Source organism: Enterobacter sp. PL_is511, assembly GCF_055816065.1.
The window spans coordinates 435,913-462,273 of sequence record NZ_JBVPGP010000024.1; the positions used below are offsets into that span (position 1 = coordinate 435,913).

The following is a 26,361-nucleotide window of genomic DNA, read 5'->3' on the forward strand; positions in this document are numbered from 1 at the left end:
AATGAGTAGCGTAGATATTCTTGTTCCCGACCTGCCTGAATCCGTAGCAGATGCGACCGTCGCTACCTGGCACAAAAAACCAGGCGATGCCGTTAAGCGCGATGAAGTGCTGGTAGAAATCGAAACTGACAAAGTGGTACTGGAAGTACCGGCTTCGGCGGATGGCGTTCTGGACGCGGTGCTGGAAGATGAAGGTACCACCGTCACCTCTCGTCAGATCCTGGGTCGCCTGCGTGAAGGCAACAGCGCGGGCAAAGAGTCCAGCGCGAAGTCTGAAGAGAAAGCCTCTACGCCGGCTCAGCGCCAGCAGGCTTCTCTGGAAGAACAGTCTAACGACGCCCTCAGCCCGGCGATCCGTCGCCTGCTGGCTGAACACAGCCTTGACCCGGCAGCCATCAAAGGCACCGGTGTGGGCGGACGTCTGACCCGCGAAGACATCGACAAACACCTGGCGAAAGCGCCTGCTCAGGCAGAAGCGAAAGCCCCTGCGGCAGCACCAGCAGCTCAGCCTGCTCTGGGCGCCCGCAGCGAAAAACGCGTGCCGATGACTCGCCTGCGTAAGCGCGTGGCCGAGCGTCTGCTGGAAGCGAAAAACTCCACCGCGATGCTGACCACCTTCAACGAAGTGAACATGAAGCCAATCATGGACCTGCGTAAGCAGTACGGTGACGCGTTTGAAAAACGTCACGGTATCCGTCTGGGCTTTATGTCCTTCTACGTGAAAGCGGTAGTTGAAGCGCTGAAACGCTACCCGGAAGTGAACGCGTCTATCGATGGCGATGACGTGGTTTACCACAACTATTTCGACGTCAGCATGGCGGTTTCTACCCCACGTGGCCTGGTAACGCCGGTTCTGCGTGATGTGGATACCCTGGGAATGGCTGACATCGAGAAAAACATTAAAGAGCTGGCTGTTAAAGGCCGCGACGGCAAGCTGACCGTAGACGATCTGACCGGCGGTAACTTCACCATTACCAACGGCGGCGTATTCGGCTCGCTGATGTCTACCCCGATCATTAACCCGCCGCAGAGCGCGATCCTGGGTATGCATGCCATTAAAGATCGCCCGATGGCGGTAGACGGTAAAGTTGAGATCCTGCCGATGATGTATCTGGCGCTCTCTTACGACCACCGCCTGATCGACGGCCGCGAGTCCGTGGGCTTCCTGGTAGCGATTAAAGAGCTGCTGGAAGATCCAACGCGTCTGCTGCTGGACGTCTAGTGACTATTTAGCATCACCTGCCCTGTAGGCCGGATAAGCGTAGCGCCATCCGGCACACAGACTGCGCCGGTCTACAGGTTTGAAGATAACGATTACCCTGAAGGATGGATAGAACACATGAACTTACATGAATATCAGGCCAAACAGCTGTTTGCCCGGTATGGCTTACCGGCTCCGGTGGGTTATGCCTGTACTACCCCGCGTGAAGCAGAAGAAGCTGCATCTAAAATCGGTTCCGGCCCGTGGGTAGTTAAGTGTCAGGTTCACGCTGGTGGCCGTGGTAAAGCGGGCGGTGTGAAGGTTGTTAAGAGTAAAGAAGAGATTCGTGCGTTTGCTGAACATTGGCTCGGCAAGCGTCTGGTGACCTACCAGACAGACGCGAACGGCCAGCCGGTTAACCAGATCCTGGTTGAAGCGGCGACCGACATCGCGAAAGAACTGTACCTGGGCGCGGTTGTTGACCGTAGCTCCCGTCGCGTGGTGTTCATGGCGTCTACCGAAGGCGGCGTGGAAATCGAAAAAGTGGCGGAAGAGACCCCGCACCTGATCCACAAAGTGGCTATCGATCCGCTGGCGGGCCCAATGCCTTACCAGGGTCGCGAGCTGGCGTTCAAACTGGGTCTGGAAGGTAAACTGGTTCAGCAGTTCACCAAGATCTTCATGGGTCTGGCAACCATCTTCCTGGAGCGCGATCTGGCGCTGATCGAAATTAACCCGCTGGTGATCACCACTCAGGGCGACCTGATCTGCCTCGACGGCAAGCTGGGCGCTGACGGCAACGCGCTGTTCCGCCAGCCGGATCTGCGCGAAATGCGCGATCAGTCTCAGGAAGATCCGCGTGAAGCGCAGGCTGCACAGTGGGAGCTGAACTACGTGGCGCTGGACGGCAACATCGGCTGCATGGTTAACGGTGCGGGCCTGGCGATGGGCACCATGGACATCGTTAAGCTGCACGGCGGTGAGCCAGCAAACTTCCTCGACGTGGGCGGTGGCGCAACCAAAGAGCGCGTAACCGAAGCGTTCAAAATCATTCTCTCTGATGACAACGTGAAGGCCGTTCTGGTTAACATCTTCGGCGGTATCGTCCGTTGCGACCTGATCGCCGACGGTATCATCGGTGCGGTAGAAGAAGTGGGTGTTAACGTTCCGGTTGTTGTGCGTCTGGAAGGTAACAACGCTGAACTCGGCGCGAAAAAACTGGCTGACAGCGGCCTGAATATTATTGCAGCGAAAAGTCTGACGGATGCAGCTCAGCAGGTTGTTGCCGCAGTGGAGGGGAAATAATGTCAGTTTTAATTAATAAAGATACCAAGGTTATCTGCCAGGGCTTCACCGGTAGCCAGGGGACTTTCCACTCCGAACAGGCGATTGCTTACGGCACGCAGATGGTTGGCGGCGTAACGCCAGGTAAAGGCGGCACCACCCACCTGGGCCTGCCGGTGTTCAATACCGTGCGTGAAGCCGTAGAAGCGACGGGCGCAACCGCGACCGTGATCTACGTTCCGGCGCCGTTCTGCAAAGACTCTATTCTGGAAGCGATCGACGCAGGCATCAAACTGATCATCACCATCACAGAAGGCATCCCGACGCTGGATATGCTGACCGTGAAGGTAAAGCTGGATGAAGCAGGAGTGCGCATGATCGGCCCGAACTGCCCTGGCGTTATCACCCCGGGCGAATGCAAAATCGGCATCATGCCGGGCCACATTCACAAGCCGGGCAAAGTGGGCATCGTGTCCCGTTCCGGTACCCTGACCTATGAAGCCGTTAAGCAAACCACCGACTACGGCTTCGGCCAGTCCACCTGCGTGGGCATCGGCGGTGACCCGATCCCGGGCTCTAACTTCATCGACATCCTGAAGCTGTTCCAGGAAGATCCACAGACCGAAGCGATCGTGATGATCGGTGAGATCGGTGGTAGCGCGGAAGAAGAAGCGGCTGCTTACATCAAAGAACACGTGACCAAGCCAGTTGTGGGTTACATCGCGGGTGTGACTGCGCCGAAAGGCAAGCGTATGGGTCACGCAGGCGCGATCATCGCCGGTGGTAAGGGTACGGCTGATGAGAAATTCGCAGCGCTGGAAGCCGCAGGCGTGAAAACCGTTCGCAGCCTGGCGGATATCGGCGAAGCACTGAAATCCATCATTAAGTAAGTCCTCTCTGCTCCCCGAAAGGGGAGCGTTGAAGTATAAAAATGTCCGTTTCGACATGGTTGGCCGCTGTAAAGCGGCCTTTTTTATTGCCTGCCGGGCGTCATGCAATAGTCACAAATAGGTGTTAATTAGAGAGGATGTAAAAGTAAAATAATTGTTATTTATTTGCCTTAAAGAGAGCAGATGGAAAAAAACGAAAAACCCACTAAAATTTATGTCCTGAATAAATCGGCATTCAGACTACTAAGTTAATAAAAATCACTTCTGTTTATATTCACCCGTCGATTCGATAACCTTAATTGTATTTTATATACATATCTTTAACATGGTCTTTACTATGTTCACCGCATCAAAACACAATTAACATAACAGACTGTTTTTGATTTAAATCAATGTTTAATGTTTGGAAAAACACACCAAAAGGCGCTAAATTGTCCCCGATCAAAATGGCCGAAAAGTGGTAATTTTGCTATAAATTGATCACCGTCGAAAAACGTAAATGTGATTCAATAAAAACCTGTTTATTGTAAGGGTTTTGCAGCGTATTATATTTGCGGGATCAATTTGAGTTTTTTATTAACGTATTTGTAACCTCACGTCATCGTTTTTATCCTCCTTTAGGGTAATAACGACGACAAGGATGCGAATAATTTGTATTGGGGCATGCGTGTGGATCTCTTTCTGACGGGGTTCACTCTCGGAGTCTTCATGCGATGAGCAAGGAGTCATGATGTTAGATATAGTCGAACTGTCGCGCTTACAGTTTGCCTTGACCGCGATGTACCACTTCCTTTTTGTGCCACTGACGCTCGGTATGGCGTTCCTGCTGGCCATCATGGAAACGGTATACGTTCTCTCCGGCAAACAGATTTATAAAGATATGACCAAGTTCTGGGGCAAGTTGTTTGGTATCAACTTCGCACTGGGCGTGGCAACCGGTCTGACTATGGAGTTCCAGTTCGGGACTAACTGGTCTTACTATTCCCACTATGTAGGGGATATCTTCGGTGCGCCGCTGGCCATTGAAGGTCTGATGGCATTCTTCCTCGAATCCACCTTTGTAGGTCTGTTCTTCTTCGGTTGGGACCGTCTGGGTAAAGTCCAGCATATGGCGGTGACCTGGCTGGTGGCATTAGGTTCGAACCTGTCCGCGCTGTGGATCCTGGTGGCGAACGGCTGGATGCAGAACCCGATCGCGTCTGATTTCAACTTCGAAACCATGCGTATGGAGATGGTCAGCTTTGCCGAGCTGGTCCTGAACCCGGTTGCGCAGGTTAAATTCGTTCACACCGTCGCTTCTGGCTATGTGTGCGGCGCAATGTTTATCCTGGGTATCAGTTCTTACTACATGCTGCGCGGTCGTGACTTCGCGTTTGCTAAGCGCTCCTTTGCTATCGCGGCAAGCTTCGGTATGGCTGCAATCCTCTCTGTTATCGTTCTGGGTGATGAATCCGGTTACGAAATGGGTGACGTGCAGAAAACCAAACTGGCCGCCATCGAAGCCGAATGGGAAACCCAACCGGCGCCTGCGGCCTTTACGCTGTTCGGTATTCCGGATCAGGACGCGCAGCAAAACCACTTCGCGATTCAGATCCCTTACGCGCTGGGTATCATCGCCACCCGTTCTGTTGATAAGCAGGTGACGGGGCTGAAAGAGCTGATGGTTCAGCACGAAGAGCGTATCCGTAACGGTATGAAAGCCTACTCGCTGCTGGAACAGCTGCGTGCCGGTTCTACCGACCAGGCCGTTCGCGACCAGTTCAATAACGTGAAGAAAGATCTGGGTTACGGTCTGCTGCTGAAGCGCTATACCCCGAACGTGTCTGATGCGACAGAAGCACAGATCCAGATGGCAACCAAAGACTCGATTCCACGCGTTGCGCCTCTGTACTTCGCATTCCGTATCATGGTGGGCTGCGGCATCATCATGCTGCTGATCATTGCGGCGTCCTTCTGGTCCGTGATTCGCAACCGCATCGGCGAGAAAAAATGGCTGCTGCGCACTGCGCTGTACGGTATTCCACTGCCGTGGATCGCAATCGAATCCGGCTGGTTTGTGGCGGAGTATGGCCGTCAGCCATGGGCGATTGGTGAGGTACTGCCAACGGCGGTAGCGAACTCCTCCCTGACAGCGGGCGACCTGATCTTCTCCATGCTGCTGATTTGTGGTCTGTACACCCTGTTCCTGGTAGCTGAACTGTTCCTGATGTTCAAGTTCGCGCGCCTTGGCCCAAGCAGCCTGAAAACCGGTCGCTATCACTACGAGCAGTCCACTGCGACTACTCAGCCGGCACGCTAAGACAGGAGTCATCAAATGATCGATTATGAAGTATTGCGTTTTATCTGGTGGCTGTTGATCGGCGTTCTGCTGATCGGTTTCGCCGTCACGGATGGTTTCGACATGGGGGTGGGGATGCTCACCCGTTTCCTCGGTCGTAATGACACCGAGCGTCGAATCATGATCAACTCCATCGCCCCACACTGGGACGGTAACCAGGTGTGGCTGATCACCGCAGGCGGCGCGCTGTTCGCTGCCTGGCCGATGGTCTACGCGGCTGCGTTCTCCGGCTTCTACGTGGCGATGATTCTGGTGCTGGCTTCTTTATTCTTCCGTCCGGTCGGTTTCGACTACCGTTCCAAGATTGAAGACACCCGCTGGCGCAACATGTGGGACTGGGGCATCTTCATCGGTAGCTTCGTTCCACCGCTGGTCATCGGCGTGGCGTTCGGTAACCTGCTGCAGGGCGTGCCGTTCCACCTGGACGAGTACATGCGTCTCTACTACACCGGTAACTTCTTCCAGCTGCTGAATCCGTTTGGTCTGCTGGCCGGCGTAGTGAGCGTGGCGATGATCATCACTCAGGGCGCAACCTACCTGCAGATGCGTACGGTTGGTGAACTGCACCTGCGTTCTCGCGCGACGGCTCAGGTCGCTGCGCTGGTCACGCTGGTCTGCTTCGCACTGGCTGGTGTGTGGGTGGTGTACGGCATTGATGGCTACGTGGTGACGTCTGCGATTAACCATACTGCGCCGTCTAATCCGCTGACCAAAGAAGTGGCGCGTCAGGCAGGTGCATGGCTGGTGAACTTTAACAATACCCCTGCGCTGTGGGCTATTCCGGCTCTGGGCGTATTGCTGCCGCTGCTGACCGTGTTGACGTCCCGTCTGGAGAAAGGCGCTCTGGCGTTCGTGTTCTCATCACTGACCCTGGCGTGCATCATCCTGACATCGGGTATTGCGATGTTCCCATTCGTCATGCCATCCAGCACCATGCTGAATGCTAGCCTGACCATGTGGGATGCAACGTCCAGCCATATGACGCTGAACCTGATGACATATGTTGCTTGCGTATTCGTTCCGATTGTTCTGGCCTACACCATCTGGTGTTACTGGAAAATGTTCGGTCGTATCACGAAAGAACATATCGAAAGCAACACCCACTCTATGTACTAAGTAAGGAGCTGAATATGTGGTATTTCGCATGGATTTTAGGGACGCTTCTTGCCTGTGCATTTGGTGTCATCACTGCCCTGGCGCTTGAGCACGTAGAAGCGACCAAAGCGGGTGAAGAAAAACACTGATGAATATTATCGCGAAACTTTACGCGGTAATGGACAAGCGCCCGTTACGGGCGCTTTCTTTAGTGATGGCATTACTGCTGGCAGGTTGTATCTTCTGGGACCCTTCGCGCTTTGCAGCGAAAACCAGCGAGCTTGAAATCTGGCACGGCTTCCTCATCATGTGGGCGGTGTGCGCAGGTGTGATCCACGGCGTGGGCTTTCGTCCGAAAGCCGTTCACTGGCAGGGAATTTTCTGCCCGCTGATTGCCGATCTGGTGCTTCTCGCCGGTTTGATTTTCTTCTTCTTCTGAATAAGAAATGTCCGTTAACGTTATGGGCTTACCCGAGCCCATAAAAATTTACTCTCCGTTTACTTTCCCCCATTCCCAACCCTCTTTCCCGCGCGTATAGTAGCGAAGTTTAAAAGCATTAACTTTTGTTGCATTACCGGGATGTAAAGTGAATACAACGCTGTTTCGATGGCCGGTTCGTGTCTATTACGAAGATACCGATGCCGGTGGTGTGGTTTACCACGCCAGCTACGTTGCTTTTTATGAACGGGCACGCACAGAGATGCTGCGCCATCATCACTTTAGTCAACAGGTACTGTTGGCTGAGCGAGTTGCCTTCGTGGTTCGCAAGATGACGCTTGAGTATTTTGCGCCTGCCAGACTCGACGATATGCTCGAAGTCCAAACTGAAATTACATCAATGCGCGGGACCTCACTGGTTTTCACGCAGCGGATAGTCAACGCAGAGAATACCGTACTGAACTCAGCTGAAGTACTGATTGTTTGTGTTGATCCAACCATAATGAAGCCTCGTGCGCTTCCTAAGTCTATTGTCGCGGAGTTTAAGCAGTGACTGACATGAATATCCTTGATTTGTTCCTGAAGGCAAGCCTTCTGGTTAAACTTATCATGTTGATTTTGATTGGTTTTTCAATCGCATCCTGGGCCATCATCATCCAGAGAACGCGTATCCTCAATGCCGCTGGCCGTGAAGCCGAAGCGTTTGAAGATAAGTTCTGGTCGGGTATTGAGCTTTCTCGTCTGTATCAGGAAAGCCAGGGACGCCGTGAAAACCTTACAGGCTCCGAGCAAATTTTTTATAGCGGTTTCAAAGAGTTTGCCCGTCTGCATCGTGCAAACAATCATGCGCCGGAAGCGGTGGTGGAAGGTGCCTCGCGTGCGATGCGCATCTCTATGAACCGCGAGCTGGAAAACCTTGAAACGCACATTCCATTCCTCGGTACTGTCGGTTCCATCAGCCCGTATATCGGCCTGTTTGGTACCGTGTGGGGGATCATGCACGCCTTTATCGCGCTGGGCGCGGTGAAGCAGGCGACGTTGCAGATGGTTGCACCGGGTATCGCTGAAGCACTGATTGCGACCGCTATCGGTCTGTTTGCGGCAATTCCGGCGGTTATGGCTTACAACCGTCTGAACCAGCGTGTGAACAAACTGGAACTGAACTACGACAACTTTATGGAAGAGTTCACTGCGATTCTGCACCGTCAGGCGTTTACCAGCACCGAGAGCAACAAGGGGTAAACCATGGCCAGATCGCGTGGACGAGGTCGTCGCGAGCTCAAGTCCGAAATCAATATCGTTCCACTGCTGGACGTCCTGTTGGTACTGCTGCTGATCTTCATGGCGACAGCGCCAATCATTACCCAGAGCGTGGAAGTGGATCTGCCGGATGCGACAGAATCACAGGCGGTGAGCACCAATGACGATCCTCCGGTTATCATTGAGGTTTCCGGCGTAGGGCAATACAGCGTCGTGGTAGAGAAAGATCGTATGGATCAGCTGCCGCCTGAGCAGGTGATTGCTGAAGCGCAGCGTCGCCTGGAGTCAAATCCGAAAACGGTCTTCTTAATCGGTGGCGCGAAAGACGTACCCTACGATGAAATTATTAAAGCGCTGAACTTGCTACATAGTGCGGGTGTTAAGTCAGTTGGCTTAATGACCCAACCTATTTGATCATCCGCGTAGTTTTTGGGAACCGATAGTGTCAAAGGCAACCGAACAGAACGACAAGCTTAAGCGAGCGATAATCGTCTCCGCAGTGCTGCACGTTATTCTCTTTGCAGCGCTGATCTGGAGTTCGTTCGACGAGCATATTGATGCATCAGCCGGCGGCGGTGGAGGCTCTTCCATTGATGCCGTGATGGTGGATCCCGGTGCGGTAGTACAGAACTATAATCGCGAACAACAGCAGAAGGCGAGTGCCAAACGGGCTGAAGAGCAGCGTGAAAAACAGTCGCAACAGCAGGCGGAAGAGCTGCGTGAAAAGCAGGCCGCAGAGCAGGAACGTCTGAAGCAGCTTGAGAAAGAACGTTTGCAGGCGCAGGAAGCTGCGAAAGAGCAGGCGGAACAGCAGAAACAAGCCGAAGAGGCCGCGAAGAAAGCACAGGAACAGCAAAAGCAGGCGGAAGAGGCGGCAGCAAAAGCCGCAGCGGACGCGAAAGCACAGGCTGATGCCCAGGCAAAATTAGCGGCAGAAGCGGCGAAGAAAGCCGCGGCTGATGCTCAGAAGAAAGCTGAAGCGGAAGCGGCGAAGAAAGCTGCTGCAGATGCTCAGAAGAAAGCTGAAGCTGAAGCCGCGAAGAAAGCCGCTGCTGATGCTCAGAAGAAAGCCGAAGCGGAAGCCGCGAAGAAAGCCGCTGCTGATGCTCAGAAGAAAGCTGAAGCGGAAGCCGCGAAGAAAGCCGCTCAGGACGCAGAGAAGAAAGCTGCTGCCGAGGCCGCTAAGAAAGCGGCTGCTGCTGAGAAAGCGGCAGCAGAAAAAGCAGCTGCCGCGGAAAAAGCCGCTGCTGATAAAAAAGCTGCAGCTGAGAAGGCCGCTGCCGATAAGAAAGCCGCTGCTGAAAAAGCGGCTGCTAAAAAGGCTGCCGCCGCGGAAAAAGCCGCTGCTGCCGCAGGGGTTGACGATCTGCTGGGCGATTTGAGCTCCGGTAAGAATGCACCGAAAACGGGTGGTGGGGCGAAAGGAAACAACGCAGCGCCGACCGGAAGTGGTAACACTAAGAGTAACGGTGCGACCGGGGCTGAAATCAACGGTTATGCCGCGCAGATTAAATCCGCTATTGAAAGCCGATTCTATGATGCGTCTTCCTATACCGGTAAAACGTGTACGTTGCGTATAAAACTGGCTCCGGACGGCATGCTGCTGGATATCAAGTCGGAAGGTGGCGACCCGGCTTTATGTACTGCGGCCCTGGCTGCAGCGCGTCAGGCGAAGATGCCGAAACCGCCGTCTCAGGCAGTTTACGAAGTCTTCAAAAATGCGCCGCTGGACTTCAAACCTTAAGTTACATTTTCCCCGTGCAAACGGGGAAAAATAGACCAGGTTTAGTCACAGGGTTCGGGTAGTTTTGTCTATTTGAGTTTGTTAACATTCTGCTAAATTATCGTGGGTAAGGTTACCCGGATAAGGGAGATATGATGAAGCAGGCATTACGTGTAGCATTTGGTTTTTTAATGCTGTGGGCAGCAGTACTGCACGCAGAAGTACGTATCGAGATCACCCAGGGGGTGGACTCGGCACGCCCAATCGGTGTTGTTCCGTTCCAGTGGGCCGGTCCTGGCGCTGCACCTGAAGATGCCGGTGGCATCGTGGCGGCTGACCTGCGTAACAGCGGTAAATTCAACCCGTTAGATCGTTCTCGTCTGCCTCAGCAGCCGGGTAGCGCGCAGGAAGTACAGCCTGCAGCATGGTCTGCGCTGGGTATTGATGCCGTGGTTGTGGGTCAGGTTACGCCTAACCCGGACGGCTCTTACAACGTGGCCTGGCAGCTGGTGGATACCGGCGGTGCACCGGGTACCGTTCTGGCTCAGAACTCTTACAAGGTCACTAAGCAGTACCTGCGCTACGCGGCTCACGCTGCCAGCGATGCCGTATTCGAAAAACTGACCGGCATTAAAGGTGCGTTCCGTACCCGTATTGCTTATGTGGTGCAGACCAACGGTGGTCAGTTCCCGTATGAGCTGCGCGTATCTGACTACGACGGCTACAACCAGTTCCTGGTGAAACGTTCTTCACAGCCGCTGATGTCTCCAGCCTGGTCTCCGGACGGTTCTAAACTGGCGTATGTCACCTTCGAAAGTGGCCGTTCAGCACTGGTTATCCAGACGCTGGCAAACGGTGCTGTTCGTCAGGTAGCATCTTTCCCACGTCACAACGGTGCGCCTTCGTTCTCTCCGGACGGTTCTAAACTGGCGTTTGCGTTGTCAAAAACCGGTAGCCTGAACCTGTACGTGATGGACATTGGCTCTGGCCAGATCCGTCAGGTGACCGACGGTCGCAGCAACAACACCGAACCTTCATGGTTCCCGGACAGTCAAAACCTGGCGTTTACCTCTGACCAGGCTGGCCGTCCACAAATCTACAAAGTCAACATCAACGGCGGTGCTCCGCAGCGTATTACCTGGGAAGGTTCGCAGAACCAGAACTCAGACGTGAGCAGCGACGGTAAATTTATGGTAATGGTGAGCTCCAACGGTGGGCAGCAGCACATTGCCAAACAAGATCTGGTAGCGGGTGGCGTTCAAGTTCTGTCGTCAACGTTCCTGGATGAAACGCCAAGTCTGGCACCTAACGGCACGATGGTAATCTACAGCTCTTCTCAGGGGATGGGATCTGTGCTGAATCTGGTTTCTACAGATGGGCGTTTCAAAGCGCGTATTCCGGCAACTGATGGACAGGTAAAATCTCCTGCCTGGTCGCCGTATCTGTAAATAATAATTAATTGATTACTAAAGGAATCATAGAAATGCAACTGAACAAAGTGCTGAAGGGGCTGATGATCGCTCTGCCTGTAATGGCAATCGCAGCGTGTTCTTCTAACAAGAACGCAAGCAATGACCAGAGCGGCGAAGGCATGATGGGTGCCGGCACCGGTATGGACGCGAACGGCAATGGCAACATGTCTTCTGAAGAGCAAGCGCGTCTTCAGATGCAGCAGCTGCAGCAGAACAACATCGTTTACTTCGATCTGGATAAATACGACATCCGTTCTGACTTCGCTGCGATGCTGGATGCGCACGCTAACTTCCTGCGTAGCAACCCATCTTACAAAGTCACCGTAGAAGGTCACGCGGACGAACGTGGTACTCCAGAGTACAACATCTCCCTGGGTGAACGTCGTGCTAACGCTGTTAAAATGTACCTGCAGGGTAAAGGCGTTTCTGCTGACCAGATCTCCATCGTTTCTTACGGTAAAGAAAAACCTGCAGTACTGGGTCACGACGAAGCGGCTTACTCCAAAAACCGTCGTGCCGTACTGGTTTACTAAGAGAATTGCATGAGCAGTAACTTCAGACATCATCTGTTGAGTCTGTCGTTACTGGTTGGAATAGCGGCCCCCTGGGCCGCTTTTGCTCAGGCACCAATCAGTAGTGTCGGCTCAGGCTCGGTAGAAGACCGGGTCACTCAACTCGAGCGTATTTCTAACGCTCACAGCCAGCTTTTAACCCAACTCCAGCAACAGCTCTCCGATAACCAGAATGATATTGACGCTCTCCGCGGTCAGATTCAGGAAAGCCAGTATCAGCTTAACCAGGTTGTGGAACGTCAGAAGCAGATTTTGCTGCAGATGGATAGCCTGAGCAGTGGTAGTGCAGCACAAGCACAGCCAGCCGCGGGCGATCAGAGCGGTGCAGCGACATCAGCTCCGGCTGCGGATGCTTCTGCTTCAACAGGTGCGCCTGTACAGAGCGGTGACGCGAATACGGACTACAACGCGGCCATTGCCCTGGTGCAGGATCAATCTCGTCAGGATGACGCGCTTGCTGCGTTTCAGAACTTTGTTAAGAAATACCCTGATTCTACTTATCAGCCAAATGCGAATTACTGGCTCGGTCAGCTGAATTACAACAAGGGTAAAAAGGACGATGCGGCGTTTTATTTTGCCTCCGTGGTAAAAAACTACCCGAAATCGCCAAAAGCGCCTGATGCGATGTACAAAGTGGGCGTCATCATGCAGGACAAAGGCGACACTGCGAAAGCCAAAGCGGTTTATCAGCAGGTGGTCTCTAAATTCCCGGGTACCGAAGGTGCTAAGCAGGCGCAAAAACGTCTGAATTCGATGGGATGATTATCGCATGACCAGAAATCGCGTTATTTCTGGTCGTGCAGCATGATTACTAAGCAGTTAAGTGATCTTCATCGAAATTTTTGTTGCGCAGAATTCTTAAATCAGTAATATATGCCGCCGTTGCCACGGGATATCAAACAACGTGAAAACAGCGTAAAAGTGGGTCGTTAGCTCAGTTGGTAGAGCAGTTGACTTTTAATCAATTGGTCGCAGGTTCGAATCCTGCACGACCCACCACTTAACGCATACCGGCAGTACAGAGTGGGTGATTAGCTCAGTTGGTAGAGCATCTCCTTTACACGGAGGGGGTCGGCGGTTCGAGCCCGTCATCACCCACCACTCGGGTCGTTAGCTCAGTTGGTAGAGCAGTTGACTTTTAATCAATTGGTCGCAGGTTCGAATCCTGCACGACCCACCAATTTTAATATCTTACTCAGATATTAAACGTGAAGGATAACGTTGCTTTAGCAACGGCCCGAAGGGCGAGACGAAGCCGAGTCATCCTGCACGACCCACCACTCTCCGGTGGTACCGAGTAAAAATCTTCGAAGTCAGCACCCGAATGGGTCGTTAGCTCAGTTGGTAGAGCAGTTGACTTTTAATCAATTGGTCGCAGGTTCGAATCCTGCACGACCCACCACTTCGAAGAAAAAAATCCCGCAAGGGGTCGTTAGCTCAGTTGGTAGAGCAGTTGACTTTTAATCAATTGGTCGCAGGTTCGAATCCTGCACGACCCACCAGTGTAGAAAGGCGCCCTAAAGGCGCCTTTTTGCTATCTGCGGTACAACAAATGCTCCGCCCATCTATTCCCGGTGACTTTTCACTCCAGATTCGCTATCTTGTTTAGTATACAAAACACAATTGCCACGCGTTTTGCTATGTCAGGCAAAAGAAAGGCAATATTGTTAAGCCAGTAAAACGAGAAGCCATAATGAGTGTGATGTTTGATCCTGAAGCCGCAATCTATCCGTTTCCGCCAAAGCCTGTCCCGCTGAGCCAGGATGAAAAGCAATTCTACCGCGAGAAGATCAAACGTCTTCTTAAAGAGCGCGATGCGGTAATGGTGGCCCATTACTACACCGACCCGGAAATTCAGCAGCTGGCTGAAGAGACCGGAGGCTGCATTTCTGACTCACTGGAGATGGCACGCTTCGGTGCACGACACCCCGCTTCCACGCTACTGGTTGCTGGCGTGCGTTTTATGGGCGAAACGGCAAAGATCCTGAGCCCTGAAAAAACCATCCTGATGCCCACGCTTAACGCAGAGTGTTCGCTGGATCTGGGCTGTCCGATTGACGAATTCACGGCCTTCTGTGACGCCCACCCCGATCGGACCGTGGTGGTTTACGCCAACACCTCTGCGGCGGTAAAAGCGCGGGCCGACTGGGTAGTCACGTCGAGCATCGCCGTTGAGCTGATTGAACATCTGGATAGCCTGGGAGAGAAAATTATCTGGGCGCCTGACCGTCATCTTGGAAATTATGTCCAGAAGCAGACGGGGGCTGACGTTCTCTGCTGGCAGGGCGCCTGCATCGTGCATGATGAATTCAAAACCCAGGCGCTGGCGCGCATGAAGGCACTTTATCCTGACGCCGCCATTCTTGTTCACCCTGAGTCACCGCAGTCAATTGTCGACATGGCGGATGCCGTGGGCTCAACCAGCCAGCTTATCAACGCGGCCAGGACGTTGCCTCACAAGCAGCTCATCGTGGCGACCGATCGCGGTATCTTCTATAAGATGCAGCAGGCCGTGCCGGAGAAAGAGCTCCTTGAAGCGCCAACGGCGGGTGAGGGCGCAACGTGTCGCAGCTGTGCCCATTGCCCGTGGATGGCGATGAACGGCCTGAAGGCCATTGCCGAAGGGCTCGAGACAGGCGGTGCAGCACATGAAATCCATGTGGATGCCGCTCTGCGTGAAGGTGCGTTGATTCCGCTTAACCGCATGCTGGATTTTGCGGCTACACTACGTACTTAATTCAACACGCCGCGGAGAAAAGATGGATTTTTTTAGCACACATAACATTCTGGTTCATATACCGATTGGTGCAGGTGGCTATGACCTGTCATGGATTGAGGCCGTTGGCACGCTGGCGGGTTTACTCTGTATCTGGCTGGCAAGCCTGGAGAAGATCAGCAACTATGCGTTCGGGCTGATTAACGTCACGCTGTTTGCGATTATCTTCTTCCAGATCCAGCTTTACGCCAGCCTGCTTTTACAGCTGTTCTTCTTCGCCGCCAATATCTACGGCTGGTACGCGTGGTCGCGTCAGAACAGCCAGCAGGAGGCAGAGCTGCAGATCCGCTGGCTGCCCTTGCCGAAAGCCATCGCCTGGTTCGTCGCCTGCGTGGTGGCCATTGGCTTAATGACTGTCTACATCAACCCGGTGTTTGCGTTCCTGACCCGCGTCGCCGTTTCGGTCATGTCCGGTATCGGCCTGAACGTGACGATGCCAGAGCTGCAGCCGGATGCTTTCCCGTTCTGGGATTCCTGCATGATGGTGCTGTCGATTGCGGCGATGATCCTGATGACCCGTAAATACGTTGAGAACTGGCTGCTGTGGGTCATCATCAACGTGATCAGCGTGGCGATCTTCGCTCTGCAGGGCGTCTATGCGATGTCGCTGGAATATCTGCTGCTGACCTTCATTGCGCTGAACGGCAGCCGGATGTGGATTAACAGCGCGCGTGAGCGAGGCTCTCACGCGCTTTCCAGCTAGTGGTGATGATGATGTGAATGTCCGGACTGCGCCTCGTTAAGGTGGCAGTCCGGCCCGTTACAGGGCTGATACTCCATCTGGATGGTGGAGTGGCCTATTTCGTAGTGATGCTCAAGAAAATGCTGGATGCGTTCCAGCAGCGCATCGTGGTCGTGAGGCGGGATCACCTGGACGTGCAGCGTCATGACCGGTTTTTCCCCCACCAGCCAGACGTGCACATGATGAACATTCCGGACTTCCGGGACTGAACGGCGCAAGTTGCGCTTCAGTTCGTCAATATCCATGGATGCCGGTGCCCCTTCGAGCAGTTCATTCACGCTCTCCTTCAACAGCCGCCAGGCACTGCGTAAGACCAGACACGACACCAGCACGGACAGAATCGGATCGACAGGCGTCCAGCCGGTATAGAGGATCACCAGCGCGGCGACAATCGCCCCGACGGAACCGAGTAAATCCCCCAGAACATGCAGCGCTGCCGCGCGCACGTTGAGGTTCTTTTCTCCGCTGCCGCGGTGCAGAATCCAGAAGGCCAGGATATTCGCCAGCAGCCCTGCCACGGCAATCACCATCATGGTCGCTCCGGCGATCGGCTGAGGATGCCGGAAGCGCTGTACGGCCTCCCAGACGATAAGCACGGTAATGACCACCAGCGCAATGGCGTTAACAAACGCGGCCAGGGTGGTCAGCCTCAGCCAGCCGAATGTGTGGCGCGCATTTGGTGGACGACGCGCGAACTGCACCGCCAGCAGGGCGAAGAGCAGGGCGGCGGCATCGGTCAGCATATGTCCGGCATCGGCCAGAAGCGCCAGAGAGCCGGAAACCAGGCCGCCAATGACCTCGATAATCATAAACGTTGCCGTGACGCCAAAGGCCAGCATCAGTCGTTTAGCGTTGTCGTTGCCGGGAGAATGCGAGTGGGAATGGGAGTGCGCCATGTCTGCTTTCCTGAAGTGTTATTGTTTTTAGTGTAGCGTTTTTAATAGGTTACTCCAAAAAGAAAGGAGAGCCTGGGCTCTCCTTTTTCTGACGGTTCATAACAAATTACTGGGTGGTGCCATCAGTTTTGGTATTGGCGTCGTTACCCACTTTGTCGTTAGGGTTCGGGCATTTGCCGTCCTTACACATCGAGTTCTTATGAACCTCATCCGAACTCATATTGTCATGATTCATGGTACCGGAACCGCTGCCGTTGGGATGCAGCATCGTGCCGCCGGTGTTGGTGTTCCCGGTATTGATCTGGTTGTTGTCGACATTATTCGGGGCGATATTCTGTTTCGCGTCTGGGGCGGGCTGGCCTGCAGCCGCAGCCGCATTTGCATCCCCGTTGCTGTCTGATGTGCCCGTTTCCGCGGCCAGGACGCTGCCGCTGGCCAGAGTGAGTGTGGCGGTCAGGAAGAGGGTTGCCAGTTTTGTCATTTTCATCATGGTGCTCCTGTTCTTGTCGTTACGCTGGATAACATTCTCCAACAGTGCATCTTTTTCAGAGGCGAAAGATTCCGCCTTACGGACTTACGTCAGTAGGGAATCGCGTTTAAGCGTGTAAAATTGGTTGTTACAGTTAAAAAGCTTAGGTTAGATCTCATTTTTCGCTATTTTGTGGCGATTTTTAGGCGAATTCCAGGAATTATCTGCGTGAAGTGTAAAACCGTGTTTACACTTCCTGGTCGACAAGATAGATTGAAAGGATTGCTTTCATTACTAAAGATATGGCAGAGCTGGAAAGAAAATGAATTATCAGAACGACGATTTACGCATCAAAGAGATCAATGAGTTATTACCTCCTGTAGCGCTCCTTGAGAAATTCCCCGCCACTGAAAATGCCGCAAACACGGTTTCTCATGCTCGTAAAGCGATCCATAAGATCCTGAAAGGTAATGACGATCGTCTTCTGGTGGTGATTGGCCCGTGCTCCATTCACGATCCTGCAGCCGCGAAAGAGTACGCAGCCCGTCTGCTCACCCTCCGTGAAGAGCTGAAGGACGAGCTTGAAATCGTCATGCGCGTCTACTTTGAAAAACCGCGCACCACTGTGGGCTGGAAAGGGCTGATTAACGATCCGCACATGGATAACAGCTTCCAGATCAACGACGGTCTGCGCATTGCGCGCAAGCTGCTGCTGGAGATCAACGACAGCGGCCTGCCTGCAGCCGGTGAATTCCTGGACATGATTACGCCACAATACCTGGCAGACCTGATGAGCTGGGGCGCAATTGGTGCCCGTACCACTGAATCTCAGGTGCACCGCGAGCTGGCGTCCGGTCTCTCTTGTCCGGTGGGCTTCAAAAACGGCACTGACGGCACCATCAAGGTCGCCATTGACGCTATCAATGCTGCAGGTGCACCGCACTGCTTCCTGTCGGTGACCAAATGGGGTCATTCCGCCATCGTTAACACCAGCGGTAACGGCGACTGCCATATCATTCTGCGCGGCGGCAAAGAGCCGAACTACAGCGCAAAACACGTGGCAGAAGTGAAGGTCGGGCTGGAAAAAGCCGGGCTGCCACCGCAGGTGATGATCGATTTCAGCCACGCCAACTCCAGCAAGCAGTTTAAAAAGCAGATGGAAGTGGGTGCAGACGTCTGTCAGCAGATTGCCGGCGGTGAGAAGGCGGTGATTGGGGTGATGATCGAAAGCCATCTGGTTGAAGGTAACCAAAATCTGGAAGGCAGCGAACCGCTGGTGTATGGCAAAAGCGTGACCGATGCCTGCATCGGCTGGGAGGATACCGATACCATCCTGCGTCAGCTGGCGAATGCGGTAAAAGCGCGTCGCGGCTGAATTATCAGGCACAAATAAAAAAGCGCGGAAGGCTCCGCGCTTTTTTTATGTCTGGCGAAAATTACTTCGCTTTACCCTGGTTCGCGACAGCCGCTGCTTTCGCCGCGATCTCTTCCGCGTTACCCAGATAGTAGTGTTTGATTGGCTTGAAGTTTTCGTCGAACTCATACACCAGCGGTACGCCAGTTGGGATGTTCAGTTCGAGAATTTCGTCTTCACCCATGTTGTCCAGGTATTTCACCAGCGCGCGCAGGGAGTTACCGTGAGCAGCGATGATCACGCGCTCGCCGCTTTTCAGGCGTGGCAGAATGGTTTCGTTCCAGTAAGGCACAACGCGGTCGATGGTCAGCGCCAGGCTCTCGGTGGTTGGCAGCTCAGCGTCGGTCAGCTTCGCGTAACGCGGGTCGTGGCCCGGGTAGCGCTCGTCATCTTTGGTCAGCTCTGGCGGGGTGATTGCGAAGCCGCGACGCCACTGTTTAACCTGCTCGTCGCCGTATTTCTCAGCGGTTTCCGCTTTGTTCAGGCCCTGCAGCGCACCGTAGTGACGTTCGTTCAGTTTCCAGGACTTCTCAACCGGCAGCCAGGCCTGATCCAGTTCGTCCAGCACGTTCCACAGGGTGTGGATGGCACGTTTCAGCACAGAGGTGTAAGCAAAATCAAAGCTGAAGCCTTCTTCCTTCAGCAGTTTACCTGCTGCTTTTGCTTCGCTTACGCCTTTCTCAGACAGATCAACGTCGTACCAACCGGTAAAGCGGTTTTCGTTGTTCCACTGGCTTTCGCCGTGACGCACCAGGACCAGCTTAGTTATAGCCATCTCTTACTCCTCAAGCATTTTTAGAATGATAACAATTCTCATTATATTGCCGTGGCCGTGCCACCAGCAACGCTTAACCCTAACCATAGCGAAAATAGTCTCTGAGTGTAAGATGCTTGTGAATCCAGGGTTATGATTTTGTCTGCGATCGGCGCTATTTTCAGCAAGGCGCGCAGAAAAAAGCCCTCCGATGGGAGGGCTGGAAATCAATGCGGAATAAAATGATACTCTGTGACGCTAACGTACTCTTTACCCGGGCGCAGCACGCAGTCCGGCTGCGGCCATTCCGGATGGTTCGGGCTGTCCGGCAGGAACTCGCTCTCCAGCGCCAGGCCTTGCCAGTCGCTATACTCTTCGTGTTCGCGCGCCGTTGTGCCGCCGAGATAGTTACCTGAGTAGAACTGCAGGGCAGGGGCAGTGGTATACACCGTCATCTGCAGCTTCTCATCCGCAGACCAGACCTGCGCGGCAGGTTGTTTCACATCACCTTTGGCCTGTAGCAGGAACGCGTGGTCGTAACCTTTCACCTTGCGCTGATCGTCATCGCTCAGGAAATCCTGGGCGATCGTTTTCGCGCTGCGGAAGTCAAAGCTGGTGCCGCTCACGTCTTTGAGGCCCTGATGCGGAATGCCCATCTCGTCAACCGGCAGCCAGGCATCCGCCAGGATCTGCAGCCTGTGGTTACGCACGTCGCACTGGTTACCGTCCAGATTAAAGTACGCGTGATTGGTCAGGTTGACCGGACACGGCTTGTCGACCGTCGCACGGTATTCAATGGCGATACGGTTGTCGTCGGTCAGCGTAAAGCGCGCGGACGCGATAAGATTCCCCGGGAACCCCTGATCCCCATCAGGCGAATCCAGCGAGAACAGCACTTCCCCGTCGTTTTGACGAACAATCTTCCAGCGGCGTTTATCAAACCCGTCCGGTCCGCCGTGCAGCTGGTTCTCACCCTGGCTTGGAAGCAGGGCGTACTGCACGCCGTCGAGCTCAAAACGGCTCTTCGCGATTCGGTTAGCATAGCGCCCAACGGACGCGCCCAGATAGGCGGACTGATTGACGTACTGCTCAGGCGAGGCGCAGCCCAGCAGAGTCTCGCGCACGCTGCCGTCAGGCATCGGTACGCGGGCAGAAAGAAGGGTAGCACCCCAGTCCATCACCGTAACGACCATCCCTGCGCGGTTGCGCAGGGTTAACAGGCGATACGGCAGACCATCCGGTGCGAGGGTAGGCGTTTCGTTTAGCACTGTCCGGCTCCTTGTGATGCTTTGCAAACATAGAAGGTTTCTTTGATACCCGTTTTTGCTTCGTACTGCTTCGCCACGGCATCCTGTACGGCAGGAACCAGCTCTTCAGGCACCAGCGCAACGATGCAGCCGCCAAAACCGCCGCCCGTCATGCGCACGCCACCTTTGTCGCCGATGGTGGCTTTGACGATGTCCACCAGGGTATCGATTTGCGGAACGGTGATTTCAAAATCATCGCGCATGGAGGCGTGAGATTCCGCCATCAGCTCACCCATGCGTTTCAGGTCACCTTTCGCCAGCGCGGAGGCGGCTTCAACGGTACGGGCATTTTCCGTCAGCACGTGACGAACGCGCCTGGCGACGACCGGATCCAGCTCGTGCGCCACTTTGTTAAATTCATTGAGCGTTACGTCGCGCAGGGCGGGCTGCTGGAAGAAGCGGGCACCGGTTTCGCACTGTTGGCGGCGGGTGTTGTACTCGCTGCCCACCAGCGTGCGCTTAAAGTTGCTGTTGATGATTACCACAGCCGCGCCTTTTGGCAGGGGAACGGCTTTAGTGCCCAGCGAGCGGCAGTCGATCAGCAGCGCGTGTTCTTTTTTGCCCAGTGCGGAGATCAGCTGGTCCATAATGCCGCAGTTACAGCCCACGAACTGGTTTTCCGCTTCCTGACCATTCAGGGCGATTTGCGCGCCATCCAGCGGTAAATGATAAAGCTGCTGGAACACGGTACCCACCGCGACTTCCAGAGACGCAGAGGAGCTTAAGCCCGCGCCCTGCGGCACGTTGCCGCTGATCACTAAATCCGCACCGCCAAAGTTTTTGTTACGCTTCTGTAGATGCTTCACCACGCCGCGCACGTAGTTTGACCACTGCTGGCTGTCGTGCGTCACGATTGGGGCATCGAGGGAAAACGCGTCCGTCTCATTACCGTAATCCGCTGCAATCACGCGAACCTGGCGGTCGTCGCGCTTCGCACAGCTGATCACCGTCTGGTAATCGATGGCGCACGGCAGGACGAAACCGTCGTTATAGTCGGTGTGTTCACCAATCAGGTTGACGCGGCCAGGGGCCTGGATAACGTGGGTGGCAGGGTAGCCAAATTTTTCAGCAAACAGGGATTGTGTTTTATCTTTCAGACTCATTTTTTTAGACTCCTGATTCGCGATAGTGGACGTCGCTAACGGCACGCAGACGTTCTGCCGCCTGTTCCGCCGTCAGGTCACGCTGGGTTTCCGCCAGCATTTCATAGCCCACCATAAATTTACGCACCGTCGCAGAGCGCAGCAGCGGCGGATAGAAATGGGCGTGCAGCTGCCAGTGTAGATTCCCTTCGCCGTTAAACGGGGCGCCGTGCCAGCCCATGGAGTACGGGAAGGAGCACTGGAACAGGTTGTCGTAACGGCTGGTCAGCTTTTTCAGCGCCAGAGCAAGGTCGTCACGCTGCGCGTCGCTGAGATCGGTGATGCGCTGTACGTGCGCTTTCGGCAGCAGCAGCGTTTCAAACGGCCAGGCAGCCCAGTAAGGCACGACGGCCAGCCAGTGTTCGGTTTCCACCACGGTGCGGCTGCCGTCGGCCAGCTCACGGCGGGTGTAATCGACCAGCATTGGGGAACCGTTTTCCGCGTAATACGCTTTTTGCAGACGGTCTTCACGCTCGGCTTCGTTAGGCAGGAAGCTGTTCGCCCAGACCTGGCCATGCGGATGCGGGTTGGAGCAGCCCATAGCCGCGCCTTTGTTTTCGAACACCTGCACCCACGGGTAAGTTTGACCCAGCTCGGCGGTTTGCGCCTGCCAGGTGCTGACGACCTCTTTCAGTGCCTCAACGCTCAGCTCCGGCAGCGTTTTGCTGTGGTCGGGGGAGAAGCAGATCACGCGGCTGGTACCGCGCGCGCTTTCGCAGCGCATCAGCGGATCGTGGCTTTCCGGTGCGTCCGGGGTGTCGGTCATCAGGGCGGCAAAATCGTTGGTGAAGACGAAGGTGCCTTTGTAGTCCGGGTTTTTATCCCCGGTGACGCGCGTGTTGCCCGGACAGAGGAAGCAGTCCGGGTCGTGCTGTGGCAGCGTTTGTTTCGCAGGCGTTTCCTGCGCCCCCTGCCAGGGGCGCTTGGCGCGATGCGGAGAAACCAAAATCCATTGCCCGCTTAACGGGTTAAAGCGACGATGCGGATGATCGACGGGATTAAATTGCGTCATGACGGATCCTTAGTCCGGATAGCCCTGCGGGTGGCGTGACTGCCAGTGCCAGGTATCCTGTGCCATTTCATCAAGCGTGCGCGTGACACGCCAGTTAAGCTCTTTGTCGGCTTTGGTGGCATCGGCCCAGTAAGCAGGCAGGTCGCCATCACGACGCGGTGCGAAGTGGTAGCTCACCGGCTTACCGCAGGCTTTGCTGAAGGCGTTAACCACGTCCAGCACGCTGCTGCCGACCCCGGCGCCGAGGTTGTAAATATGCACGCCCGGCTTGTTGGCCAGCTGCTGCATCGCGGCCACGTGGCCGTCGGCCAGATCCATGACGTGGATGTAGTCACGCACGCCGGTGCCGTCTTCGGTAGGGTAGTCATTGCCAAAAATCGCCAGCGAGTCGCGACGACCGACGGCAACCTGCGCGATATACGGCATCAGGTTGTTCGGGATGCCCTGCGGATCTTCACCCATATCGCCGGACGGATGGGCGCCGACCGGGTTGAAGTAGCGCAGCAGCGCGATGCTCCACTCCGGCTGGGCTTTTTGCAGGTCGGTCAGGATCTGCTCCACCATCAGTTTGCTCTTGCCGTACGGGCTTTGCGGTGTCCCGGTTGGGAAGCTTTCAACGTAAGGGATTTTGGGCTGATCGCCGTAGACGGTAGCCGAAGAGCTAAAGATGAAGTTTTTGACGTTGGCCGCACGCATGGCGGAGATGAGACGCAGAGTACCGTTGACATTGTTGTCGTAATACTCGAGCGGTTTCGCAACGGATTCACCGACCGCTTTCAGACCTGCGAAGTGGATCACCGCTTCGATGGCGTGGTCGTGAAGGATCTCGGTCATCAGCGCTTCGTTGCGGATGTCGCCTTCTACAAAAGTCGGTTGTTTACCGCCAAGACGTTCAATCACAGGCAGCACGCTGCGCTTACTGTTGCACAGGTTGTCGAGGATGATGACGTCGTGACCGTTTTGCAGCAGTTGCACGCAGGTATGACTACCTATGTAACCGCTACCACCTGTTACCAGAACTCGCATATTTCGCTCCATTGGGCTTATGGTATGTAATAACCATAGCATAACAGAGACGCGAAAAGTGTGACATGGGATAAAATAGTGGAATCGTTTACACTGTTTTTAAAGTCCGATTATCAGCCGCTGTGGGGCATTGTAGATCAACGGGATAGCAATGTCTTAGTGCAGGTTATCTGAAAAACGGAGGGCGGTGCCCTCCGGGAGTTAATCGATTTTGCTTTGCAGATAACGATACTGCTCACCGTCCGGAACAAACTCCAGCCGATGGGTGATGCAGGAGGGGGCATCTTCGGCATGGTGTGAAACGAAAAGCAGCTGCGTTTCACCTTCGCTAATCAGCACGTCCACAAAGCGGCGGATAAGCTGTCGATTCAGCGGATCGAGTCCCTGCAGCGGTTCGTCGAGGATCAGCAGCGTAGGGTGTTTTACCAGCGCGCGAACGATCAGGGCCAGACGCTGCTGCCCCCACGACAGACTATGAAACGGTGCGTCAGCGACCCGGTTGTCCATGCCAAGGATATCCAGCCACTGCTGGGCCAGCTTGTGCTGTTTGTCCGACACCGCCTGATAAATGCCGATCGAGTCAAAATAGCCGGAGAGGATCACGTTGCGTACCGTGGTACTGACCCGGTAATCCAGATGCAGGCTGCTGCTGACATAGCCGATATGTTTTTTAATATCCCAGATGGTTTCGCCGCTGCCGCGACGCCGACCGAACAGCGTCAGATCGTTGCTATAGCCCTGCGGGTGATCGCCGGTGATGAGGCTCAGCAGCGTTGATTTTCCCGCGCCGTTAGGGCCGACAATCTGCCAGTGCTCGCCCGGATTGACCGTCCAGCTTAGACGGTTAAGGATCGGGCGATCGTCATAAGTGACCATCCCGTCACGCAGCACGATGCGCGGCTGATGGGGATCAAGCGCATGGCGCGCCGACGGGGCGTCGGGTTCCGGAAGGGTAATACCATCGAGCTGTTCGCTGTGCGCGAGCTGGGCAATGAGCGCCTGCTTAAGCAGTGCGGTTTTTTCGCCAGTCTCGGTCAGGTTACAGTCGGCCAGTACGCCCGCGTGCTGGATAAAGTCCGGAATTTCATCGAAGCGGTTAAGTACCAGCACCAGGGTATATCCCTGCCGATTAAGCGACTCCAGCAGAGCAGCAAGCTGCGCACGGGACTGCACGTCAAGACCGTCGAACGGTTCGTCCAGAATAAGAAGGTCAGGCTCGCTCATCAGCGCCTGACAAAGCAGCGTTTTCCGCGTCTCGCCGGTCGAAAGGTATTTAAAGCGCCGGTTCAGCAGGGCGGTGATACCGAACCGTTCTGCCAGGCGCTGACAGCGGGCGGGGTCTTTCACCTCATCCTGAATAATTTCTGCCGTCGTACGGCCGGTATCGTCTTCGCCAGGGCTGAGTAAATCGGTGTTGTTGCGCTGCCACTCGTCGCTGACCAGCTTTTGCAGTTGTTCAAACGACAGGCGCGTCAGGCGCGTAAAGGTGCTCTGGTATTCGCCCTTGAGGAGGTTGAGCTCGCCGGCCAGCGCGCGGGCCAGCGCAGATTTACCGCTGCCGTTAGTGCCGACAAACGCCCAGCTTTCACCTGCGCGTATTGTCAAATCAGCAATCGTCAGCGTTCGGACATCGCTAAGACGAAACGTGCCTTGCGAAATATGCAATGATGACATGATTTATCCCTGTTTTTGCAGCAATAGATATCAGGGATACGCACTGTCGGCGCGATTGTCAATGTGCTCAGCACAATGTGGCGATAATCACCCGATCTGCGTTGAACCAGGCGGTGACGACAGTACCTTCTTCTAAACCGTCCGCCTCGCTAAGCGGTATTGTCGCGCAAAGCCGTTGCCCGTCTGCCAGGGTCATCAGCACTTCGCACTGCGCCTGGCCGCGTTCGATGTGGCTAATTGCGCCCTGCAGCTGGTTATCTGCTGCCTTTGCGGTGTCGGGATCGCGCGTGATATTGACCCACGGTGCTTTCAGCAGCACCAGCACCTCTTTCCCTTCGTCCAGCTCAAGGCGCTCTGCACTCTGCGCCGTTATGGCGGCTTTCAGACGGGTAGTGCCATCGGCAAGCAGGATTTCAATATGCTGCTGTACCTGCAGATTATCGCGCGCCGTCACCGTGCCAAACCACTGGTTGCGGGCGCTGGTTTGTAATGAGAAGCGGGAAATGGCGGCCAGCAAACTGTCCAGCGGAACGTCGTCGTCGTCGCTCAACACATCAAACGCTTTTTGCTGGATTCGGGCCAGCAGATCGTAAAGCTGAATAAGGCGCTGACCGTAACGCGTCACGATTGCACCGCCGCCGCCTTTGCCGCCCGTGGCTCTGTCTACCAGCGGCTGTTCGCTCAGGGTGTTCATCTCGTTGATGGCGTCCCAGGCGCTTTTATAGCTGATGCCCGCGTTTTTCGCCCCCTGGCTAATCGAGCCTGTTTGTTCTATTTGTTTAAGCAGGGCGATACGTCGCGGATCGGCGAAAAGCTTTTGCTGAAGTCGGAGTGTGAGAAGAATTTCGGCCTGCATAACAGTGTCCTGGCAAAAA

General features: G+C 54.7%; 26 protein-coding genes and 5 tRNA genes. 22 read left to right on the forward strand and 9 right to left on the reverse strand.

Annotation, left to right across the window (positions count from 1 at the left end; all coding sequences use genetic code 11):
* Position 1: 1 nt before the first annotated feature.
* From odhB to pnuC, 21 genes are all read left to right on the forward strand, one after another.
* Positions 2-1,222, forward strand: coding sequence for a 2-oxoglutarate dehydrogenase complex dihydrolipoyllysine-residue succinyltransferase (gene odhB / locus AC0TN7_RS17490; protein WP_008501093.1), 1,221 nt, complete (start codon positions 2-4; stop codon positions 1,220-1,222).
* A gap of 117 nt (positions 1,223-1,339) precedes the next feature.
* Positions 1,340-2,506, forward strand: coding sequence for an ADP-forming succinate--CoA ligase subunit beta (gene sucC / locus AC0TN7_RS17495; protein ID WP_006809579.1), 1,167 nt, complete (start codon positions 1,340-1,342; stop codon positions 2,504-2,506).
* Complete coding sequence (gene sucD / locus AC0TN7_RS17500) at positions 2,506-3,375, forward strand: succinate--CoA ligase subunit alpha (RefSeq protein ID WP_008501094.1); 870 nt, start codon at positions 2,506-2,508, stop codon at positions 3,373-3,375. The genes sucC and sucD overlap by 1 nt, the downstream gene beginning before the upstream one ends.
* Before the next feature lie 730 nt (positions 3,376-4,105).
* On the forward strand, positions 4,106-5,674 hold the full coding sequence (gene cydA, locus AC0TN7_RS17505) for a cytochrome ubiquinol oxidase subunit I (RefSeq protein ID WP_048990050.1): 1,569 nt from the start codon (positions 4,106-4,108) through the stop codon (positions 5,672-5,674).
* 15 nt (positions 5,675-5,689) lie between these two features.
* Positions 5,690-6,829, forward strand: a complete 1,140-nt coding sequence (gene cydB / locus AC0TN7_RS17510; RefSeq protein WP_023334940.1) for a cytochrome d ubiquinol oxidase subunit II — start codon at positions 5,690-5,692, stop codon at positions 6,827-6,829.
* Between the two features lie 14 nt (positions 6,830-6,843).
* Entirely contained in the window at positions 6,844-6,957 is a 114-nt protein-coding gene (gene cydX / locus AC0TN7_RS17515) for a cytochrome bd-I oxidase subunit CydX (RefSeq protein ID WP_003858598.1), read from the forward strand.
* A complete protein-coding gene (gene ybgE / locus AC0TN7_RS17520; RefSeq protein WP_008501100.1) occupies positions 6,957-7,247 on the forward strand; it encodes a cyd operon protein YbgE in 291 nt (96 codons plus the stop codon). The genes cydX and ybgE overlap by 1 nt, the downstream gene beginning before the upstream one ends.
* Before the next feature lie 148 nt (positions 7,248-7,395).
* Complete coding sequence (gene ybgC, locus AC0TN7_RS17525; RefSeq protein WP_003858593.1) at positions 7,396-7,800, forward strand: tol-pal system-associated acyl-CoA thioesterase; 405 nt, start codon at positions 7,396-7,398, stop codon at positions 7,798-7,800.
* A complete protein-coding gene (gene tolQ / locus AC0TN7_RS17530; protein WP_008501101.1) occupies positions 7,797-8,489 on the forward strand; it encodes a Tol-Pal system protein TolQ in 693 nt (230 codons plus the stop codon). Before ybgC ends, tolQ begins: the two co-directional genes overlap by 4 nt.
* 3 nt (positions 8,490-8,492) lie before the next feature.
* A complete protein-coding gene (gene tolR / locus AC0TN7_RS17535; RefSeq protein WP_003858589.1) occupies positions 8,493-8,921 on the forward strand; it encodes a colicin uptake protein TolR in 429 nt (142 codons plus the stop codon).
* Positions 8,922-8,949: 28 nt separating this feature from the next.
* Positions 8,950-10,251: a cell envelope integrity protein TolA gene (gene tolA / locus AC0TN7_RS17540; RefSeq protein WP_048990051.1), complete on the forward strand. Its 1,302-nt coding sequence runs from the start codon at positions 8,950-8,952 to the stop codon at positions 10,249-10,251.
* A 134-nt stretch (positions 10,252-10,385) separates the two neighbouring features.
* Positions 10,386-11,678, forward strand: coding sequence for a Tol-Pal system beta propeller repeat protein TolB (gene tolB, locus AC0TN7_RS17545; RefSeq protein WP_032649508.1), 1,293 nt, complete (start codon positions 10,386-10,388; stop codon positions 11,676-11,678).
* 35 nt (positions 11,679-11,713) lie between these two features.
* Positions 11,714-12,235 carry a peptidoglycan-associated lipoprotein Pal gene (gene pal, locus AC0TN7_RS17550; RefSeq protein WP_003858578.1) on the forward strand — a complete coding sequence of 174 codons (522 nt, stop codon included), beginning with the start codon at positions 11,714-11,716 and terminating at the stop codon, positions 12,233-12,235.
* 9 nt (positions 12,236-12,244) lie between these two features.
* Positions 12,245-13,036 carry a cell division protein CpoB gene (cpoB, locus tag AC0TN7_RS17555; protein WP_024908792.1) on the forward strand — a complete coding sequence of 264 codons (792 nt, stop codon included), beginning with the start codon at positions 12,245-12,247 and terminating at the stop codon, positions 13,034-13,036.
* A gap of 161 nt (positions 13,037-13,197) precedes the next feature.
* Positions 13,198-13,273 (forward strand) — tRNA-Lys (locus AC0TN7_RS17560).
* Between the two features lie 26 nt (positions 13,274-13,299).
* Positions 13,300-13,375 (forward strand) — tRNA-Val (locus AC0TN7_RS17565).
* 3 nt (positions 13,376-13,378) lie between these two features.
* A tRNA-Lys gene (locus AC0TN7_RS17570) sits at positions 13,379-13,454 on the forward strand.
* A gap of 146 nt (positions 13,455-13,600) precedes the next feature.
* Positions 13,601-13,676: transfer RNA gene (locus tag AC0TN7_RS17575), tRNA-Lys, on the forward strand.
* A gap of 24 nt (positions 13,677-13,700) precedes the next feature.
* Positions 13,701-13,776 (forward strand) — tRNA-Lys (locus AC0TN7_RS17580).
* Positions 13,777-13,967: 191 nt separating this feature from the next.
* On the forward strand, positions 13,968-15,011 hold the full coding sequence (nadA, locus tag AC0TN7_RS17585; RefSeq protein WP_008501105.1) for a quinolinate synthase NadA: 1,044 nt from the start codon (positions 13,968-13,970) through the stop codon (positions 15,009-15,011).
* 22 nt (positions 15,012-15,033) lie between these two features.
* Positions 15,034-15,753 carry a nicotinamide riboside transporter PnuC gene (pnuC, locus tag AC0TN7_RS17590; RefSeq protein ID WP_024908791.1) on the forward strand — a complete coding sequence of 240 codons (720 nt, stop codon included), beginning with the start codon at positions 15,034-15,036 and terminating at the stop codon, positions 15,751-15,753.
* On the opposite strand, the gene zitB is transcribed toward pnuC, so the two are convergent.
* Both zitB and AC0TN7_RS17600 read right to left on the reverse strand, forming a co-directional pair.
* Positions 15,750-16,688 (reverse strand): CDF family zinc transporter ZitB, encoded by a 939-nt coding sequence (gene zitB, locus AC0TN7_RS17595; RefSeq protein ID WP_032649502.1) that lies wholly within the window; start codon positions 16,686-16,688, stop codon positions 15,750-15,752. The genes pnuC and zitB overlap by 4 nt on opposite strands.
* A gap of 106 nt (positions 16,689-16,794) precedes the next feature.
* A complete protein-coding gene (locus tag AC0TN7_RS17600) occupies positions 16,795-17,175 on the reverse strand; it encodes a protein YbgS (protein WP_032649499.1) in 381 nt (126 codons plus the stop codon).
* A 304-nt stretch (positions 17,176-17,479) separates the two neighbouring features.
* Here AC0TN7_RS17600 and aroG point away from each other — a divergent pair, with 304 nt between their 5' ends.
* Positions 17,480-18,532, forward strand: coding sequence for a 3-deoxy-7-phosphoheptulonate synthase AroG (gene aroG, locus AC0TN7_RS17605; protein WP_128347827.1), 1,053 nt, complete (start codon positions 17,480-17,482; stop codon positions 18,530-18,532).
* A gap of 61 nt (positions 18,533-18,593) precedes the next feature.
* On the opposite strand, the gene gpmA is transcribed toward aroG, so the two are convergent.
* The 7 genes from gpmA to modE form a co-directional block, all read right to left on the reverse strand.
* On the reverse strand, positions 18,594-19,346 hold the full coding sequence (gene gpmA, locus AC0TN7_RS17610; protein ID WP_023310804.1) for a 2,3-diphosphoglycerate-dependent phosphoglycerate mutase: 753 nt from the start codon (positions 19,344-19,346) through the stop codon (positions 18,594-18,596).
* A 206-nt stretch (positions 19,347-19,552) separates the two neighbouring features.
* Positions 19,553-20,593: a galactose-1-epimerase gene (galM, locus tag AC0TN7_RS17615; protein ID WP_473702311.1), complete on the reverse strand. Its 1,041-nt coding sequence runs from the start codon at positions 20,591-20,593 to the stop codon at positions 19,553-19,555.
* Entirely contained in the window at positions 20,587-21,735 is a 1,149-nt protein-coding gene (gene galK / locus AC0TN7_RS17620) for a galactokinase (RefSeq protein WP_157188783.1), read from the reverse strand. The genes galM and galK overlap by 7 nt, the downstream gene beginning before the upstream one ends.
* Positions 21,736-21,739: 4 nt before the next feature.
* Positions 21,740-22,786: a galactose-1-phosphate uridylyltransferase gene (gene galT, locus AC0TN7_RS17625; RefSeq protein WP_473702312.1), complete on the reverse strand. Its 1,047-nt coding sequence runs from the start codon at positions 22,784-22,786 to the stop codon at positions 21,740-21,742.
* Positions 22,787-22,795: 9 nt separating this feature from the next.
* Complete coding sequence (gene galE, locus AC0TN7_RS17630) at positions 22,796-23,812, reverse strand: UDP-glucose 4-epimerase GalE (RefSeq protein WP_024908784.1); 1,017 nt, start codon at positions 23,810-23,812, stop codon at positions 22,796-22,798.
* Positions 23,813-24,013: 201 nt separating this feature from the next.
* Positions 24,014-25,486: a molybdate ABC transporter ATP-binding protein ModF gene (gene modF / locus AC0TN7_RS17635; RefSeq protein WP_473702313.1), complete on the reverse strand. Its 1,473-nt coding sequence runs from the start codon at positions 25,484-25,486 to the stop codon at positions 24,014-24,016.
* Between the two features lie 67 nt (positions 25,487-25,553).
* The gene (gene modE, locus AC0TN7_RS17640; protein WP_032649488.1) at positions 25,554-26,342 is read right to left on the reverse strand and encodes a molybdenum-dependent transcriptional regulator; all 789 of its coding nucleotides are present in this window, start codon (positions 26,340-26,342) and stop codon (positions 25,554-25,556) included.
* Between the last annotated feature and the right edge of the window lie 19 nt (positions 26,343-26,361).

Bases quoted from the DNA above. Each gene is read 5' to 3' on its own strand.
- odhB (WP_008501093.1), top strand. From the start codon at position 2: ATGAGTAGCGTAGATATTCTTGTTCCCGACCTGCCTGAATCCGTAGCA.
- sucC (WP_006809579.1), top strand. From the start codon at position 1,340: ATGAACTTACATGAATATCAGGCCAAACAGCTGTTTGCCCGGTATGGC.
- sucD (WP_008501094.1), top strand. From the start codon at position 2,506: ATGTCAGTTTTAATTAATAAAGATACCAAGGTTATCTGCCAGGGCTTC.
- cydA (WP_048990050.1), top strand. From the start codon at position 4,106: ATGTTAGATATAGTCGAACTGTCGCGCTTACAGTTTGCCTTGACCGCG.
- cydB (WP_023334940.1), top strand. From the start codon at position 5,690: ATGATCGATTATGAAGTATTGCGTTTTATCTGGTGGCTGTTGATCGGC.
- cydX (WP_003858598.1), top strand. From the start codon at position 6,844: ATGTGGTATTTCGCATGGATTTTAGGGACGCTTCTTGCCTGTGCATTT.
- ybgE (WP_008501100.1), top strand. From the start codon at position 6,957: ATGAATATTATCGCGAAACTTTACGCGGTAATGGACAAGCGCCCGTTA.
- tolR (WP_003858589.1), top strand. From the start codon at position 8,493: ATGGCCAGATCGCGTGGACGAGGTCGTCGCGAGCTCAAGTCCGAAATC.
- tolB (WP_032649508.1), top strand. From the start codon at position 10,386: ATGAAGCAGGCATTACGTGTAGCATTTGGTTTTTTAATGCTGTGGGCA.
- pal (WP_003858578.1), top strand. From the start codon at position 11,714: ATGCAACTGAACAAAGTGCTGAAGGGGCTGATGATCGCTCTGCCTGTA.
- cpoB (WP_024908792.1), top strand. From the start codon at position 12,245: ATGAGCAGTAACTTCAGACATCATCTGTTGAGTCTGTCGTTACTGGTT.
- nadA (WP_008501105.1), top strand. From the start codon at position 13,968: ATGAGTGTGATGTTTGATCCTGAAGCCGCAATCTATCCGTTTCCGCCA.
- pnuC (WP_024908791.1), top strand. From the start codon at position 15,034: ATGGATTTTTTTAGCACACATAACATTCTGGTTCATATACCGATTGGT.
- zitB (WP_032649502.1), bottom strand. From the start codon at position 16,688: ATGGCGCACTCCCATTCCCACTCGCATTCTCCCGGCAACGACAACGCT.
- AC0TN7_RS17600 (WP_032649499.1), bottom strand. From the start codon at position 17,175: ATGAAAATGACAAAACTGGCAACCCTCTTCCTGACCGCCACACTCACT.
- aroG (WP_128347827.1), top strand. From the start codon at position 17,480: ATGAATTATCAGAACGACGATTTACGCATCAAAGAGATCAATGAGTTA.
- gpmA (WP_023310804.1), bottom strand. From the start codon at position 19,346: ATGGCTATAACTAAGCTGGTCCTGGTGCGTCACGGCGAAAGCCAGTGG.
- galK (WP_157188783.1), bottom strand. From the start codon at position 21,735: ATGAGTCTGAAAGATAAAACACAATCCCTGTTTGCTGAAAAATTTGGC.
- galT (WP_473702312.1), bottom strand. From the start codon at position 22,786: ATGACGCAATTTAATCCCGTCGATCATCCGCATCGTCGCTTTAACCCG.
- galE (WP_024908784.1), bottom strand. From the start codon at position 23,812: ATGCGAGTTCTGGTAACAGGTGGTAGCGGTTACATAGGTAGTCATACC.
- modF (WP_473702313.1), bottom strand. From the start codon at position 25,486: ATGTCATCATTGCATATTTCGCAAGGCACGTTTCGTCTTAGCGATGTC.
- modE (WP_032649488.1), bottom strand. From the start codon at position 26,342: ATGCAGGCCGAAATTCTTCTCACACTCCGACTTCAGCAAAAGCTTTTC.